Source organism: Pseudomonas sp. (assembly GCF_049300855.1).
GTDB lineage: Bacteria > Pseudomonadota > Gammaproteobacteria > Pseudomonadales > Pseudomonadaceae > Aquipseudomonas.
Genome location: NZ_JBAQKH010000035.1, coordinates 68,846 through 85,394 on the forward strand (window position 1 = coordinate 68,846; position 16,549 = coordinate 85,394).

Sequence of the window (16,549 nt, forward strand, 5' to 3'; positions counted from 1 at the left end):
GACAAAATCCTAGGGGATGGAATAAGCCAATGTGGGAGCGAGCTTGCTCGCGAAGGCGGTGGATCAGTCAACATTGCGCTGAATGACACACCGCTTTCGCAAGCAAGCTAGCTCCCACAGGGGATTGCAATCAATCTGTCGAGAGGCGTTCCAGACCGACGAACGGGCAGGCCGCCAGCAGGTCGGGGAGGCTGCGGCCGTCGGCAAGACGCAGATCCGGCGGAGCCAGCTCGGCGAGCGGATAGAGCACGAACGCGCGTTCCTGAATCTGGTAATGCGGGACTTTCAGGCGCGGTTCGTCGATCAGTCGATCACCGAACAGCAGAATGTCCAGATCGAGCGTGCGTGGGCCCCAACGTTCCAGACGTTCACGGCCCTGATCGTTCTCGATGGCTTGCAACGCATCGAGCAATTCAATCGGTGCAAGTGAGCTGTCGAGCGCCGCGACCGCGTTGGTGTAACGCGGTTGGCCCGGCAACAGTGAATCGCTTTGATAGAAGGCGGAAACGCCAGCGAGGGTGGTCTGCGGCAATTGCCCCAGCGCCTCGACGGCGCTGCGCAATTGCTCGGCCGGGTCTGCGAGGTTGCTGCCCATGCCGATGTAGATGCGTTCCATGCCTTTACTCGCCTGTCGCGCTCGGGGCACCGGCGCGTTTGCGCTTGGAACCGCTGCTGCGGCGACGTTTGCGTGGTGCGCCGCTGGCGTCATCGCCCTTGCCACTGAGGTCGCGGATCATGTCGCGGCGCTCGCTGTCGTTGGCGTCCTGATAGTCAGTCCACCATTCGCCCAGGCCATCCGTTTCCTCGCCAGCGCTTTCACGCAGCAACAGGAAGTCGTAACCGGCGCGGAAACGCGGATTGTCCAGCAACAGGTCGGCACGTTTGCCGCTGCGACGTGGCAGGCGCTCCTGCATGTCCCAGATCTCACGGATCGGCATGGTGAAACGTTTTGGAATCGCAATGCGCTGGCACTGTTCGGCGATCAGCTCGTGGGCGCCTTCCTGCATCGCCGGAATCGGCGGCATGCCACGCTCCTGCAAGCGCAACACGCGGGCCGGCAGGGCAGGCCACAACAGCGCGGCAAACAGGAACGCCGGGGTCACCGGTTTGTTCTGCTTGATGCGCAGGTCGGTGTTGGTCAGCGCTTCGCTGATCAGCGTGTGGGTGTATTCCGGATTGTGTTCCAGTGCATCGGCACTGGCCGGGAACAGCGGGGCGAACAGTTGCAGATCGACCAGCATTTCGAAGGTGATCGCGCCGTGTCCCGAGAGGAACAGCTTGAGCACTTCCTCGAACAGTCGTGCCGACGGGATCTCGCGCAGCATCGGCGCCAGTTCGCGGATCGGCTGCACGGTGTGCTTCTCGATCCCGAAGTTGAGCTTGGCGGCGAAACGCACGGCGCGCAGCATGCGCACCGGGTCTTCCTGGTAGCGTTGCTTAGGATCGCCGATCAAACGGATCAGGTGGTTGCGGACGTCGTGTACGCCGTTGGCGTAGTCGAGGATGCGCTCGCTGACCGGATCGTAATACAGGGCGTTGATGGTGAAGTCGCGGCGTTGCGCGTCCTCTTCCAGCGTGCCGTAAACGTTGTCGCGCAGAATCCGCCCGCTTTCGTTACGCGAGGACTGGTTGCTGTCCTCGTCGTCTTCGTTGACCGGGTGATTGGCGCGGAAGGTCGCGACTTCAATGATTTCGCGACCGAAATGGATATGCACCAGTTTGAAGCGACGGCCAATGATCCGCGCATTGCGGAATTCGGCACGGACCTGCTCAGGCGTGGCGCTGGTGGCGACGTCGAAATCCTTGGGCGTGATGCCCAGCAGCATGTCACGCACGCAACCGCCGACCAGATAAGCCTGGTAACCGGCACCTTGCAGGCGTTCGACGATATTCACCGCATAGCGGCTGAACTGCGTTTTCTGCAGCGAATGTTGGCCGCTGTTGAGCACTTCAGGGGTGCTGCGGATGTGTTGCGTACGACGCACGGGAGTTCGGAATGACTGGAACAACTTCTTCAGCATGGGATGCACTGTTTGAAGGAATGTTCGGCCATACCAAAGAATGACCGCATGATGGGCGCAGATTCTAGCATTTAGTCGGGGGATGGTGTAGGACGCCGCCGATTTGAGCTGCAAGCCGCAGGCTACAGGCATCGCGCGCGATAAAAACGGGGGATTTTGCCGGGGAGGAGAAACTACAAGGGGAGCCGAAGCTCCCCAAGAAGTAGTTGCGTGCTCTTTTTATTATTGATTCGGGCTTCTTGTTTTTGTTGAGTGCCCTCGCCACGAAGCTTTTCCTTCGTGACCCTCCCAATCGGGAGCCAAGAGCAAACGGATTGCTTTGGTCGCTGAATTGCAGTGATCTTTCGATCCAACCAGTACAGGCTCTGTCTTAGGACAGTTTTTGTTGTTCTCGGCCTGGTCGTGGGGCAAGCCCCAAATACAACGCCTCTCCAAAAGAATCAGTTAGCTGCGCCTCTCGCCGTCTTGTTTTTATTGTGCGTGAGTCGATTCGTCTTATTTTTATTGTCTTGTGCATTGCTTGTTATTGTTCTTGTACCAAACATATAGCAGGGGTCGTGCCAACTCTTGCGAAACCCCGCAAAACAAAGGGTTAGGTCGATATAACCGTTTTGTCGGGGCGAAAAAAAGCCGGGGTTTCGTTACCGATAACCCCGGCTTCTGTTACGTGAATCGACTGAGGTAACAGTTTTTTCACATCTTCAAGCGTTACCCGCACACTCGACAGGTAACGTTCAGCTCTCGCTGGCGACCCCGGTCTTGCGCCGTGGAATGCCCAGACGCTGACGGCGTTCCCACAGGCATTTACGGCTGACGCCCAGTTTTCGCGCCAGTTCGGTCTCGGTCATGTGATCTTGATGCTCAAGGACGAAGTGCTGGAAGTAGTCTTCCAGCGACAAGTCTTCGGTCGGCTCATGGCTGCTGTTGCTGGCGCTACCCGCCGTTTGCGGTGGCAGGCCGATGAACTCGTCGTCGTCCAGGTCGCTCAGTTCGATATCGATGCCCAGCAGTTCGGCGGAGATTTCCGGGCTCTCGCTGAGAATCACCGCACGTTCGACCGCGTTCTCCAGTTCACGCACGTTCCCCGGCCAGGAATAGTGCCGGATCGCCTGTTCGGCATCCGCGGCAAACTTCAGGTCAGTACGGTTTATGCGCGCACTCTGGCGAGCGAGGAAGGCATTGGCGATTTCGTTGACGTCGGCGCCACGTTCGCGCAGGGCTGGCAACTTCAGGGCAATCACGTGCAGACGGTAATAAAGGTCTTCACGGAACTGGCCGATTTTCGCCAGGCTCTTCAGGTCGCGGTGAGTCGCGGCGATCAGGCGCACATCGACCTTTTGCGACTGCACCGAACCGACCCGGCGAATTTCGCCTTCCTGCAAAACGCGCAGCAGGCGGGCCTGGGCTTCCAGCGGCAGTTCGCCGATTTCATCGAGGAACAGCGTGCCGCCGTCCGCCGCTTCGACCAGACCGGCACGCCCGGCGCTGGCGCCGGTGAACGCACCTTTTTCGTGGCCGAACAGTTCGGACTCGATCAGGCTTTCCGGAATGGCTGCGCAGTTCACTGAGATCATCGGTGCCTTGGCGCGTTTCGACAGGTTGTGCAGGGCGCGGGCCACCAGTTCTTTACCGGTCCCGGACTCGCCCTGGATCAGGACATTGGAATCGGTCGGCGCGACTTTGCGGATCTTGCTGTACAGATCCTGCATCGGCGGGCAAGAACCAATGATGCCGATTTCGCCGTTGCTGTTGTCAGTGGCGGGTTTGCCGCTGCCATTGGCCGGTTTGCTGGCAACCGCTTCGCCGGCAGCCGGAGCCGATTGGCGATCACGCAGAATCCGCGCGACGGCCTGGAGCATTTCATCGTGGTCGAAAGGCTTGGCGATGTAGTCCACCGCGCCCATCTTCATCGAGTCGACCGCCGAGCGCAGGCTGGCGTAACTGGTCATGATCAGCACCGGTGTGCCCTGGCCGAGCTTGATCAGCTCGGTGCCCGGAGCGCCCGGCAAACGCAGATCGCTGACGATCAGGTCGAACGTAGGAATGGTGAAGCGTTCTTGTGCTTCCTGCACTGAACCGGCTTCGCTGACCTGGTACTGGTTGCGTTCCAGCAGGCGGCGCAAGGCGGAGCGGATAATTGTTTCGTCTTCGACGATCAAAATGTGCGGCATTGATTCGATACTCTCGACGGTCTCAGTTCACAGCGGACGTCGCTTCGACATGACGCGGTAAGGTCACCCGGATACGGGTGCCGCGTTGGCTCTGTACATCAGCCGGGCTGTCGATGGTGATTTGTCCATAATGCTCTTCAACGATGGAATAGACCAGTGCAAGGCCCAGACCGGTGCCTTCGCCAGGATCCTTGGTGGTGAAGAAGGGTTCGAACAATCTATCCATGATGTTCTTCGGAATACCGCTGCCTTCGTCCTCGACGATCAGATCGACCGTGTGTTCGCCGGCTTCGCTCTTGACCCGTACCGCACTGTGCGGCGGCGAGGCGTCGCGGGCGTTGGAGAGCAGATTGATCAGTACCTGAGCGAGTCGCTGCGGGTCGCCTTCGACCCAGTGATCCGGATCGCAGAGGTTGTAGAACTGCACTTCGAAATTGCGTCGGTTCAGCGCCAGCAGGCCGATGGCATCCTGCGCGACTTCGGCCAGACAGACGGGCTCGTCACTGTGCTGATGGCTACCCGCGTGTGCAAAACTCATCAGCGACTGGACGATGCGCGAGACGCGTTTGGTCTGTTCGAGAATCTGCCCGCTGATTTCCGTCAGTTCGCCGTCGTCTTCACGTTCTTCGCGCAGGTTCTGCGCCAGACAGGCGATGCCGGTGATCGGGTTGCCGATTTCGTGGGCTACCCCCGCTGCCAGACGACCGATGCTGGCCAGCCGTTCGGAGTGCACCAGTTTGTCTTCGAGCATCTGCGTTTCGGTCAAATCTTCGACCAGCAGCACCAGGCCACTGTTACCCGGCGCCAACGGCTCATCAATCGCCGCTTTGTGCAGGTTCAGCCAGCGGGTCTGGCCGTCGAGGGCCAGATGCTGTTTGTGCAAATGCTCGTCGGGCAGGTTGATGAAACCTTGCAGCAATTCCTTCCACGGCTCGCCAATGGTGCTCAGGCGCGAACCGACCACGCGTTGTGCGGCGATCCCGGTGAGTTCTTCCATGGCCTTGTTCCACATCAGAATCTCTTGATCCTTGGCCAGCGAGCAGACGCCCATTGGCAGTTCCTGCAAGGTCTGACGGTGGTAACGACGCAGCGCATCGAGTTCGGCGGCCAGACCTGTGAGGCGCGAGTGGTAATCCTCGAGGCGGCTTTCGATGAAGTGGATGTCTTCGGTCACATAGTTTTCGCCGCCGGCCTTGTACGGCAGGAAGGTTTCCACCATGTCCTGCGCCACACTCGGGCCCATCAGGCCGGAGAGGTTGGCTTCAATGCGGTCACGCAAGCGGCGCAAGGCGTACGGGCGGCGTTCGTCGAACGGTAGATAAAGATCCCGCAGCGCTTGTTCGACTTCTTTCTGCGCAGCCTTGGCGCCCAGTGGTTTTGCCAGTTGAGTGGCGAATTCCTGCGGCGAAGCTGCGTGTAACTCGCGACGTTGCGGACGACGGACGTTATCCACAGCGCAGGCTTCAGCGGCGCTGGCTTCTTCGGGGCTGGCGTTGGTGAACAGCGAGATCAAGGTGAACATCAGCACGTTAGCGGCGAGCGAGGCGATGGCCGCCATGTGCCAACTGGTGTCGTCGAGCACGTAAATCATGTTCAGCAGCGGAATGTAGAAACCCTGCAGATTGCCGACCAGCGGCAACAGCATGGTCACCACCCAAACCAGAATCCCCGCCAGCAGACCGGCGATAAAGCCGCGCCGGTTGGCGGTCGGCCAATACAGTACCGACAACACGCCCGGCAGGAATTGCAGGGTCGCGACAAACGCGACGATGCCGAGGTTGGCCAGATCCTGCTCGGCGCCGAGCATCAGGTAGAAACCGAAACCGGCCATGATGATCGCGACGATCAGCGCCCGACGGGTCCACTTCAACCAGCGGTAGATATTGCCTTCGGCCGGTGGCTGATAAAGCGGCAACACCAAGTGGTTCAGCGCCATGCCCGACAGTGCGAGGGTGGTGACGATGATCAGACCGCTAGCCGCTGACAGACCGCCGACGTAGGCGAGCAACGCCAGCGGTTTGCTGTTGGCGGCGATGCCGATGCCGAGGGTGAAATATTCCGGGTTGGTCGTGGCGCCGAGTTTCAGGCCGGCCCACAAGATCAGCGGCACTGCCAGACTCATCAGCAGCAGGAACAGCGGCAAACCCCAACTTGCGCTGACCAGCGAGCGCGGGTTGAGGTTTTCGGTAAAGGTCATGTGATACATGTGCGGCATCACGATCGCCGAGGCGAAAAACACCAGCAGCAGCGTACGCCACGGGCCTTCCTGCAACGGCGTGTGCAGTGCGGCGAGGGCGGTCTGGTTTTGCAGCAGCCAAATCTCAAGCTGTTGCGGGCCGTCGAACACGCCGTACAGCGCATACAGGCCAACGCCGCCGAGGGCGACCAGTTTGATCACCGACTCAAAGGCAATCGCGAATACCAGCCCTTCGTGCTTTTCACGCGTGGCGATATGTCGGGAGCCGAAGAAAATCGTGAACAGAATGATCAGCGCACAGAACGCCAGCGCCACGCGGCTCTGGATCGGCTCGCCGGTGAGAATGCCGATGGAATCGGCCACCGCCTGAATCTGCAAGGCCAGCAGCGGTAACACGCCGATCAGCATGAAAATCGTGGTCAGCGCGCCGGCCCAGGTACTGCGAAAGCGGAACGCGAACAGGTCGGCCAATGACGACAGTTGATAGGTGCGGGTGATTTTCAGGATCGGATAGAGCAGCACCGGCGCCAGCAGAAACGCGCCGGACACACCGAGATAACTGGAAAGAAAGCCGTAGCCGTACTGATAGGCAAGCCCCACGGTGCCGTAAAACGCCCACGCACTGGCGTAGACCCCCAGCGACAAGGTGTAAGTCAGCGGGTGGCGAATGATCGCGCGCGGGATCATGCCCCGTTCGCTGACCCAGGCAACGCCGAACAGCGTCGCCAGGTATGCGGCGCTGATCAGGATCATCTGGGTCAGGCTAAAGCTCATCGGCATCTTTTTGGCTCTGCAGGATGAAGGTCACGACGATGAGGATCAGCCAAAGCAGATAGGGGCGATACCAGGCGCCCGTAGCGTCGATCCACCAATCCATGATGGCAGGGGAAAACAGGTAGATCCCCACGACTAAAAGCAGGACCAAGCGATAGATGTACATCCCGGCCTCTCTTTTTTATGCGCGTGCCCGAAAACGTGCGGCGATGGTAACGGATGGGCGCGCGACTGCAAGTGTCGTCATAGCAGTTGCGCCTCGGGCAGGCTCAGTGTGCGCGGGATCTTGCTGGCATCCCAGTGCGCGCAGCCCCACTTGAGTAACTCTTGCGGCGAGGCGTGGGCCAGTTCGGCGCCGGGGTTTTGCCCCAGTGCACGCAGGGCTCGCAGTAACAATGGCGTGGCCTGATCGGCTTGCAGCGGCGGCGAGCGGTAGGACTTGCCGAGCTTGTTGCCGTCCGGCTGGGTGATCAGCGGCAGGTGCAGGTAGCGTGGCTGACGCAAACCCAGCAGTTCCTGCAGATACAACTGACGCGGCGTCGAGTCGAGCAGGTCGGCGCCACGGACGATGTCGGTGATGCCTTGCCAGGCATCATCAAGCACCACGGCCAACTGGTAGGCGTAGAGTCCGTCGCGGCGGCGGATCACGAAATCGCCGACGTCGCGGCCCAGATGCTGGCGGTATTCGCCTTGCACGCGGTCGATGAAGTGGTATTCCAGTTCCGGCACGCGCAGGCGGATCGCTGCGTCTTGCTGGTCATGGCCGAGATTGCGGCACAGGCCCGGATAAATGCCGTTGTACGGTTCGAGCTGTTTGCGCGAGCAGGTGCAGGCATAGGCCAGACCGTGATTGAACAGGCTGTTGAGCACATCGGCGTAAGCCTCATGCCGATCGCTCTGGCGCACCATGTCGCCGTCCCATTCGAAGCCGTAGCTTTCCAGCGCCTTGAGGATCGCCGTTTGCGCGCCGGGCTCTTCACGCGGCGGATCGAGATCTTCCATGCGCACCAGCCAGCGACCGCCGACCGAACGGGCGTCGAGGTAAGAGGCGAGGGCGGCAACCAGCGAACCGAAGTGCAAATGGCCACTGGGGGTGGGGGCGAAGCGGCCGATGTAGGCGGGGGATGTTTTGGCAGTCATGAATGCGATAGTACTTTTTCAGCGCGTGTACACAACACCTGTGGGAGCGAGCTTGCTCGCGAAAGCGGTGTGTCATTCAGCATTAAGGTGTCTGATCCGGCGCCTTCGCGAGCAAGCTCGCTCCCACAAAGGCAAAAAGGCCAAAAGGCAAAAGACAGAAACAAAAACGGAGCGTTCGCACGCTCCGTTTTTCGTTCAGGTCGAGATTACTTGCCGACCTGCTTTTCCTTGATTTCCGCCAGTGTCTTGCAGTCGACGCACATGTCGGCTGTAGGGCGTGCTTCGAGGCGTTTTACGCCAATTTCGACGCCGCACGAATCACACCAACCGTACTCTTCGTCTTCGATCAGTTGCAGTGTCTTGTCGATTTTCTTGATCAGCTTGCGTTCGCGGTCGCGGGCGCGCAGCTCGAGGGCGAATTCTTCTTCCTGGCTGGCACGGTCGGCCGGGTCCGGGAAATTGGCAGCTTCGTCCTTCATGTGGTCAACGGTGCGGTCGACTTCCTGCATCAACTCCTGTTTCCACTTGTTCAGAACCTTGGTGAAGTGCGCGCGCATTGGGGCGCCCATGTACTCCTCACCTTTTGCCGGAACATAAGGTTCGAAACCGCTGATCGTCTGATTCTGCTGTTGCTTTGCTTGGGTGGGCATGAAATGGACCGCCTCTACTCTTGTAATCCATTGCGCAGGATTGCTCCATCACCGACACCTGCCGGCCCTGCGGCTGCAAGCGGGCGAACTTACCAGATCAATTCGGCCTGCGCTACTCCCGGATGTCGAGGCCCCGGCGGGTGGCGCTTGCAAATGTTTGGCAAGCCGTGTCTGGTGGTGTTGAAGACCTGTTCAATCACTGATTTTAGTCAATCCTGGAGCGTACGCTCATATCGTTACAGTCCAGCGTTCTTGAGGCTGTGACCGCTGCGGGTTCTCGCTCGTTCCGGCAGATGGGTAGAATCGTCTCTTTTTCCCTGCCGAAGGAAAACCAATGGCTCAGCCCTACAGTGCGCGCAGTCGTGCGATCGAACCGTTCCATGTGATGGCGCTGCTGGCGCGGGCCAATGAATTGCAGGCTGAAGGCCACGACGTGATCCATCTGGAAATCGGCGAGCCGGACTTCACTACCGCCGAGCCGATCATTCGCGCCGGGCAGGCGGCACTGACGGCGGGCAAGACCCGTTACACCGCCGCCCGCGGGATTCCCGAGCTGCGCGAGGCGATTGCCGGGTTTTATCAATCGCGTTATGGCCTGAACATCGATCCACGGCGGATTCTGATCACGCCGGGCGGTTCCGGTGCACTGTTACTGGCCAGTGCGTTGCTGGTCGATCCGGGTAAACACTGGTTGTTGGCGGACCCGGGCTACCCGTGCAACCGGCACTTCCTGCGACTGGTCGAAGGCGCAGCGCAGCTGGTGCCAGTTGGCCCGGACGTGCGCTATCAACTGACCCCGGATCTGGTTGCGCGGCATTGGGATCACGACAGCGTCGGTGCATTGGTCGCCTCGCCGGCCAACCCGACTGGCACCATCCTGACCCGCGATGAACTGGCCGGGTTATCCACCGCCATCAAGGCTCGCCATGGTCATCTGGTGGTGGACGAGATCTACCACGGCCTGACTTACGGCACCGATGCGGCGAGCGTGCTGGAAGTCGATGACAGTGCTTTCGTGTTGAACAGTTTTTCCAAGTATTTCGGCATGACCGGCTGGCGACTCGGCTGGCTGGTGGCACCGGACGCAGCAGTCAGCGAGTTGGAAAAACTCGCGCAGAACCTCTACATCAGCGCCCCGAGCATGGCCCAGTACGCCGCGCTGGCCTGTTTCGAGCCGGACACCATCGCCATTCTCGAAGAACGCCGCGCCGAGTTCGGCCGTCGTCGCGACTTCCTGTTGCCGGCCTTGCGCGAGTTGGGTTTCAACATTGCCGTGGAGCCTGAAGGCGCTTTCTATTTGTACGCCGATATCAGCCAGTTCGGCGGTGATGCCTTCGCGTTCTGCCGACATTTCCTCGAGACCGAGCATGTAGCGTTCACCCCGGGTCTGGATTTCGGTCGCTATCAGGCCAGTCATCACGTGCGTTTTGCCTACACGCAAAACCTGCCTCGCTTACAGGAAGCGGTGGAACGCATCGCTTGTGGTTTGAAGAGTTGGCAGGCCTGATGCGCTTTTATCCAGAACTTGAAGAAGCGCGGCTGATTCGTCGTTACAAGCGTTTTCTCGCCGATATCGAAACCGTTCGCGGCGAATTGCTGACCATTCACTGCCCGAACACTGGCTCGATGCTCAATTGTCAGGTCGAGGGCGGGCAGGTCTGGTTCAGCCGCTCTAATGACCCCAAACGCAAGTTGCCCGGCACCTGGGAAATCGGCGAAACCCCGCAGGGCCGCCTGTTTTGCGTAAACACCGCGCGGGCCAACGGCCTGGTCGAGGAAGCCTTGCAAGCGGGCGTCATCACCGAGCTAAACGGCTTTACCGCGTTGAAGCGCGAAGTCGCTTATGGTCAGGAAAAAAGTCGCATCGATTTTCGCCTCGAATACCCGAACGGCCCGGCCTATGTGGAAGTGAAAAGCGTCACGCTGGGTTTCGACGGCACAGCGGTGGCGGCGTTTCCCGATGCGGTGACCCAGCGCGGCGCCAAACATCTGCGTGAACTGGCACATCTGGCGCGGGACGGGATCCGGGCGGTGCAGTTGTACTGTGTCAATCTGAGCGGGATTGAAGCGGTGCGCCCTGCCAAGGAAATCGATTCGGCCTACGCCTATGCGCTGCTCGAAGCCGTCGCCAGCGGCGTTGAGGTGCTGGCGTATGGCGTGCGGCTGGACCATGAGGAGATGGTTATCGACCGGCGTCTCGAGGTGTTGCTCAACGGTTAAACATCGATCCACAGCCCTTGCGCATCTTCTCGGCAGGGGATAGCGGTGAGTGATTGCCCGGCGCAAGGCCCGGCGACGCATTCACCGTCTTCGATCAGAAACAGGGCGCCGTGGGTGGCGCACTGGATCAGGCTGTTGCTCGGGTCGAGAAACTGGTCGGGGTGCCATTCCAGTCCGACCCCACGGTGTGGACAGCGGTTGAGGTAGACATAGGCCTGGCCGCTGCGACGCACGGCGAACAGCTTGTTCCCGTCGACTTCAAAACCACGGCTGGCGGCTTCGGCGAGTTCAGCGCCTGCGCAGAGAAACTTCATGGCTATCCTCTAGTGTCGGCTCGTGTCCGGATATGTCCGAGCTTGACGTTTAAATGCAAACAATTATCAAATGACGGCCTTCGTCCGCAGGGCGGCTGGCAGATGTCGAGGATAGTTGGCCTGTCTTCCGGATGCCCGGGAAACCACGTTCAAGGAAGCTGTGTATGCGCCTGAGTACCCGCGTTGCTGTGCTGTGTGTCGGACTTCTGGTCAGCCACCAGGCTGCAGCGGCTGATTTGCCGCAACGTTGGGTCAGCGCGGGTGGTGCGCTCTCGGAGTGGGTCGCGGCGTTGGGCGGGGAGTCGAAGTTGGTGGGCGTCGACACCACCAGTCAGCATCCAGAGTCGCTGAAGGCGCTGCCAAGCATTGGCTATCAGCGCAGCCTTTCCGCTGAGGGCATTCTCAGTTTGCGCCCGGACATCTTGATCGGCACCGAAGAAATGGGCCCGCCGCCGGTAGTTTCGCAAGTCAAAGCAGCCAAGGTTCAGGTGGAATTGTTCTCGGCTCAGCCGGATCTGCCGACGCTGGAAAAAAACCTCACACATCTGGGCCAGTTGCTTGGCGCCGAGCCGCAGGCTGCGCAGTTGCTGCAGAGTTATCAACAGCAACTCGATGCCCAGAAGGCACGGGTTGCTCAAATGCAGGCCAAACAAAAAGCGCCGGGTGTACTGCTGTTGCTCGGGCATGCCGGTGGCAAGCCATTGATAGCCGGCAAGGACACCGCCGCCGATTGGCTGCTGCAACAGGCCGGCGGGCATAACCTCGCCACGCACACCGGTTACAAGCCGTTTTCCGTGGAATCCCTCGCCAGTCTCGATCCTGAAGTGCTGGTGTTCGCTGATCGTGCATTGACCGGTGACGCGGCGAAAGCGGCGCTGTTCAAGGAAAACCCGATTCTCGATTCAAGCCGCGCGGCCAAAGCCGGACGCGTCCTGGAGCTGGATCCGACCTTGCTGGTCGGCGGCCTCGGGCCACGTTTACCTGCGGCGTTGAAAACCCTGTCTGACGGTTTCTACCCGGCCAAGAGCGGCCAATGACCACACTGGTAAAACCCCGTGCCTTGTTTATTGGCCTGACCCTTCTGTGTTTGCTGGCGATCTGGTTGTCGTTGGCGCTCGGCCCGGTCAGCCTGCCGCTGTTCGACACATTGCGCGCGGCGCTGCGCATGCTTGGCGTGCCGCTGGCGCCGGACGGACTGGAACAGGCTGAGCTGATTCTCGGGCAGATTCGTTTGCCGCGGACTTTGCTCGGGCTGGCGGTCGGTGGCGTGCTGGCGTTGTCCGGTGTGGCGATGCAGGGGTTGTTTCGTAATCCACTGGCGGATCCGGGGTTGGTCGGGGTTTCCAGCGGTGCGGCGTTGGGGGCGGCGATTGCGATTGTCGGCGGTTCGTTCGTTGGCGGTTTGCCGGAATGGTTCGGGCCTTATTTATTGTCGGTCTGCGCGTTTCTCGGCGGGCTTGGTGTGACCGCGTTGGTTTATCGGCTCGGTCGGCGTAACGGCCAAACCAATGTCGCGACCATGTTGCTGGCAGGTATTGCCCTGACCGCACTGGCCAGTTCGGCGGTCGGGCTATTCACGTATCTGGCGGATGACGCGACCTTGCGCACGCTGACCTTCTGGAACCTCGGCAGCCTCAATGGCGCCAGTTACGCGCGGCTGTGGCCATTACTGATCATCAGCGCTGGTGTGGCATTGTGGTTGCCGCGCCGGGCCAAGGCGTTGAATGCCTTGCTACTCGGCGAATCCGAGGCCGGGCATTTGGGTATCGATGTCGAAAAGCTCAAACGCGAGTTGGTGTTTTGTACGGCGCTGGGCGTCGGCGCGGCGGTGGCGGCGGCGGGGATGATCGGTTTCGTCGGTTTGGTGGTGCCGCATCTGGTGCGTTTGCTCGCAGGTCCCGATCATCGGGTGTTGCTGCCGGCGTCCGTGCTGGCCGGAGCGAGCCTGCTGCTGCTCGCCGATCTGGTGGCACGGCTGGCGCTGGCCCCGGCGGAGTTGCCGATCGGTATCGTCACGGCGTTTATCGGTGCGCCATTCTTCCTTTATCTGCTGCTGCGAGGGCGTGCCTGATGTTGCGTGCGCACAATCTGCACATCCGACGTGGCCGCAAGGCCGTGCTCAGCGCAGTCACTCTGCAGCTTGAACCGGGTGAAGTACTCGGTGTGCTCGGGCCGAACGGTGCCGGTAAAAGCACATTGCTCGGGGCTCTGTGCGGTGAATTGACTGCCAGTGACGGCGAGGTTTCCCTCGACGGCGAAGCATTGAGTCACTGGAGCGGCACGCAACGCGCCCAGCGCCTGGCCGTGTTGCCGCAAGTCTCAACCCTGGATTTCGCCTTTCGTGTTGAAGAAGTCGTCGGCATGGGCCGTTTGCCTTGGCAAAGTGGTCGGGCGCGTGATGACGAAATCATCGCCGCGGCACTGGCGGCAGCGGATGCCGGGCATCTGAGCGGACGCAGTTATCTGGCGTTGTCCGGCGGTGAACGTCAGCGCGTGCATCTGGCGCGAGTGCTGGCGCAATTGTGGCCCGGTCAGGCCGGGCAGACGTTGCTGCTGGATGAGCCAACGTCGATGCTTGATCCACTGCATCAACACACGACGTTGCAAGCGGTGCGGGAGTTTGCCGACCGCGGCGCAGCGGTATTGGTGATCCTCCATGATCTGAATCTGGCCGCGCGCTATTGTGATCGGGTGTTGTTGCTTGAAGGGGGGCATCCGGTCGCACTGGATACACCTGAACAAGTATTGCGCCCGGACTCGCTGAAAGCCGTGTTCGGTCTCGAAGTCTTGGTGCAGCCGCACCCGGAGCGTGGGCATCCGCTGATCATCGCCCGCTGATTTCTCATCGAGGTGACTGCATGCGTGGGATGTGGCTGTTGGCGATGTTGCTGCTTGCGGGGTGTCAGCATGTTGTGGCGCCACCACCGCCGATCAGTGGCGAGATTCGCGATCTGCGCAGCGGTGAGGTGCTGACAGCGCAGCAACTGGTGACGCGTCTTGCTGCGCCGGAGCGGCTGATCATTGGCGAGCAGCATGACAACGCCGATCATCATGCCGCCCAGTTATGGCTGTTGCGCGCACTTGGCGAACAACGCCCGCAAGGCAGTCTGTTGCTGGAAATGCTGACGCCGGACCAGCAGCCAAAAGTTGATGCCGTTCGCCAGGCGGCATCGCCGCCGTCCGGTCTTCCTGAAACGCTGGCCTGGCAGGATGGCTGGGACTGGAATCTTTATGGTCCGATCATTCGTTTCGCCCTCACGCAAACTTATCCGCTGCTGGCGGCCAATCTTGAAAACAGCGAAATCCGCGCCTTTTACCGCAATCCTCCGGTTCTGAACGGTGCGCACAGTAACGCGCCGTCGGTGAAGGAAACGCTGCTGGAACAGATCGCTGAATCTCACTGCGGTTTACTGCCCGAATCACAGATGCCGGCGATGCTCGGCGTTCAGCAACAGCGTGATCGGCGGATGGCCGAACGCTTGTTGGCTGCTCCGAAACCTGCTCTGTTGTTGGCCGGCGCGTGGCATGCGCGCAAGGATGTGGGCGTGCCGTTGCACATACTGGATCTGGGCGCCACCCAGCCCCCGACTGTGTTGATGCTGGCCGAGCAGGGCGGTGAAGTCACCGCAGCAATGGCCGATTACGTCTGGTACACACCGGCCACACCCAAGCAGGACTACTGCGAACAGATGCGTAAACAATTCGGCAAATGACTTTTCCACAGGCAAAAAAAGACCCGGTAAAAACCGGGTCAAATAACCGTGATTAGCCTGATGAGGAGATAATCTGAGAGTCCGAACCAAGGGCTTTTCAGAATATCGACTGATCTCGCGACCAGTTGTGATAATCATAGCGATTCTCATTAGCGCGTCAACAACTGTTTTCTCATTTCTTTGATTTAGTCTTGGAAATGGCCGTAATGGCCCGGAAACAAAGGACGTGGCGTCAGCTTTTGGTTGCGCTCAATTGGCTGACCTGCTTGTTCAGTTGGCCGATACGTCGCGCCATGCTCTCGATGAGGCTGTGTGCGATCTTCGGATTGGTGCGGGTCATGCTCAAGAATTGCTCACCGGGAATCAGCATCACCGTGCTTGGCTCCCGGGCAATGACCGTGGCATTGCGTGGCTCATGCGTGAATACCGCCATCGCGCCGAATATTTCATCCTTGGGCACTTCGCCGACCTTGTGGCCATCGACAAACGCTTCGGCATGCCCGTCGATGATCACGAACACATGATCGGCGGCGTCACCCTGGTTGATCAGAACCGTCCCGGCCTCAACCCGCTTAAAACCATTGGTGCTGCGAAACTCGCGAGGTTTCAGCTCCGCCACGGCATGGGCGAGCATTGCCATTTGCCCCAGCAGGTACGCAAGAAACTGCTCTGCCCGGCGGGCGTCGGCATACAAATGCTCGAACACCGCAACGCGTCGATAGGGCGTCAGGCGCACTGGCCCGTCGCTGCACAAGCGGCAATCGCCCCAGTCATCGCCATGTTGCAGGCCGATCAAATCGCCGTCCTGCCAATAAAACAGCGGCCGGGCAGCGATGCTGCCGGTGATCACGCCTTCCGTCAGCAGAAACAATTGATCGCCGGGTAACTGCGCGAGCAAATCATCCGGTGCGTCCAGCTGCAGTTCCGCGCCGCACGGCGCCAAACCCTGCAGCCACTGCGCAGGCAAACTCTGCAGGCGATTGATCAGTGCATCGGCCCAAGCCGATTGTTCCCCCAATAAATACATAACGGTCAATGCCCGTTCAGTTCTTGTGGCGCGAGGAAATGGCTTCGAGCTGCTTGTTCAGGGCGTCTTTGCGTTCGGCGGGGATGTCGTTCCAGTGCACATCCATCAGTGCGCCTTCAATCGCATACAACAACACCTTCGATGCGCGAAACCCGCGGGTACGCACGGCCCGGTAGGCGTCCACCGCGCCCAGGCGACGCAAGTCCGAGGCGCTGTGGATGCCCACGGCATGCAGCCATTGCGCCGACGTCTTGCCAAGATTCTTCAGGTGTTGCAGTTCATCATTCATCAAGCCTCCTTGCGACGGCCGAATGGTGCGTGG

At 60.1% G+C, this 16,549-nt stretch carries 16 protein-coding genes; 6 read left to right on the top strand and 10 right to left on the bottom strand.

The window, feature by feature from the left end; all coding sequences use genetic code 11:
• Positions 1–130: 130 nt before the first annotated feature.
• The 7 genes from folK to dksA all read right to left on the bottom strand — a co-directional run bounded on the left by folK (position 131) and on the right by dksA (position 8,953).
• The gene (gene folK / locus WA225_RS19995) at positions 131–616 is read right to left on the bottom strand and encodes a 2-amino-4-hydroxy-6-hydroxymethyldihydropteridine diphosphokinase (protein WP_422609267.1); all 486 of its coding nucleotides are present in this window, start codon (positions 614–616) and stop codon (positions 131–133) included.
• 4 nt (positions 617–620) lie between these two features.
• Positions 621–2,021, bottom strand: a complete 1,401-nt coding sequence (locus WA225_RS20000) for a polynucleotide adenylyltransferase PcnB (RefSeq protein WP_422609268.1) — start codon at positions 2,019–2,021, stop codon at positions 621–623.
• Between the two features lie 734 nt (positions 2,022–2,755).
• A complete protein-coding gene (locus WA225_RS20005; protein ID WP_422609269.1) occupies positions 2,756–4,192 on the bottom strand; it encodes a sigma-54-dependent transcriptional regulator in 1,437 nt (478 codons plus the stop codon).
• 22 nt (positions 4,193–4,214) lie between these two features.
• Complete coding sequence (locus tag WA225_RS20010) at positions 4,215–7,169, bottom strand: sensor histidine kinase (RefSeq protein ID WP_422609270.1); 2,955 nt, start codon at positions 7,167–7,169, stop codon at positions 4,215–4,217.
• The gene (locus tag WA225_RS20015; RefSeq protein ID WP_003176118.1) at positions 7,153–7,329 is read right to left on the bottom strand and encodes a hypothetical protein; all 177 of its coding nucleotides are present in this window, start codon (positions 7,327–7,329) and stop codon (positions 7,153–7,155) included. The genes WA225_RS20010 and WA225_RS20015 overlap by 17 nt, the downstream gene beginning before the upstream one ends.
• A 77-nt stretch (positions 7,330–7,406) precedes the next feature.
• On the bottom strand, positions 7,407–8,303 hold the full coding sequence (gene gluQRS / locus WA225_RS20020; protein WP_422609271.1) for a tRNA glutamyl-Q(34) synthetase GluQRS: 897 nt from the start codon (positions 8,301–8,303) through the stop codon (positions 7,407–7,409).
• Positions 8,304–8,509: 206 nt separating this feature from the next.
• On the bottom strand, positions 8,510–8,953 hold the full coding sequence (dksA, locus tag WA225_RS20025; protein WP_008080850.1) for an RNA polymerase-binding protein DksA: 444 nt from the start codon (positions 8,951–8,953) through the stop codon (positions 8,510–8,512).
• Positions 8,954–9,287: 334 nt separating this feature from the next.
• On the opposite strand from dksA, the gene WA225_RS20030 reads away from it, so the two are divergent.
• Both WA225_RS20030 and sfsA read left to right on the top strand, forming a co-directional pair.
• Positions 9,288–10,460: a pyridoxal phosphate-dependent aminotransferase gene (locus tag WA225_RS20030; RefSeq protein ID WP_422609272.1), complete on the top strand. Its 1,173-nt coding sequence runs from the start codon at positions 9,288–9,290 to the stop codon at positions 10,458–10,460.
• Positions 10,460–11,173 (top strand): DNA/RNA nuclease SfsA, encoded by a 714-nt coding sequence (sfsA, locus tag WA225_RS20035; protein ID WP_422609273.1) that lies wholly within the window; start codon positions 10,460–10,462, stop codon positions 11,171–11,173. The genes WA225_RS20030 and sfsA overlap by 1 nt, the downstream gene beginning before the upstream one ends.
• Here the strand turns inward: sfsA and WA225_RS20040 are convergent.
• Positions 11,170–11,487: a Rieske (2Fe-2S) protein gene (locus tag WA225_RS20040; protein WP_422609274.1), complete on the bottom strand. Its 318-nt coding sequence runs from the start codon at positions 11,485–11,487 to the stop codon at positions 11,170–11,172. The genes sfsA and WA225_RS20040 overlap by 4 nt on opposite strands.
• Before the next feature lie 164 nt (positions 11,488–11,651).
• On the opposite strand from WA225_RS20040, the gene WA225_RS20045 reads away from it, so the two are divergent.
• From WA225_RS20045 to WA225_RS20060, 4 genes are read left to right on the top strand one after another with little or no spacing between them, the layout of a single operon-like run.
• On the top strand, positions 11,652–12,524 hold the full coding sequence (locus tag WA225_RS20045) for a heme/hemin ABC transporter substrate-binding protein (protein ID WP_422609275.1): 873 nt from the start codon (positions 11,652–11,654) through the stop codon (positions 12,522–12,524).
• Between the two features lie 50 nt (positions 12,525–12,574).
• Positions 12,575–13,558: a FecCD family ABC transporter permease gene (locus tag WA225_RS20050; protein ID WP_422609286.1), complete on the top strand. Its 984-nt coding sequence runs from the start codon at positions 12,575–12,577 to the stop codon at positions 13,556–13,558.
• Positions 13,558–14,325 carry a heme ABC transporter ATP-binding protein gene (locus tag WA225_RS20055; protein WP_422609276.1) on the top strand — a complete coding sequence of 256 codons (768 nt, stop codon included), beginning with the start codon at positions 13,558–13,560 and terminating at the stop codon, positions 14,323–14,325. The genes WA225_RS20050 and WA225_RS20055 overlap by 1 nt, the downstream gene beginning before the upstream one ends.
• A 20-nt stretch (positions 14,326–14,345) precedes the next feature.
• Positions 14,346–15,200: a ChaN family lipoprotein gene (locus tag WA225_RS20060; RefSeq protein WP_422609277.1), complete on the top strand. Its 855-nt coding sequence runs from the start codon at positions 14,346–14,348 to the stop codon at positions 15,198–15,200.
• A gap of 232 nt (positions 15,201–15,432) precedes the next feature.
• Here the strand turns inward: WA225_RS20060 and WA225_RS20065 are convergent, their stop codons facing one another.
• A complete protein-coding gene (locus WA225_RS20065) occupies positions 15,433–16,227 on the bottom strand; it encodes a Crp/Fnr family transcriptional regulator (RefSeq protein ID WP_422609287.1) in 795 nt (264 codons plus the stop codon).
• 16 nt (positions 16,228–16,243) lie between these two features.
• Complete coding sequence (locus tag WA225_RS20070; RefSeq protein ID WP_003228231.1) at positions 16,244–16,516, bottom strand: TfoX/Sxy family protein; 273 nt, start codon at positions 16,514–16,516, stop codon at positions 16,244–16,246.
• Positions 16,517–16,549 lie beyond the last annotated feature (33 nt).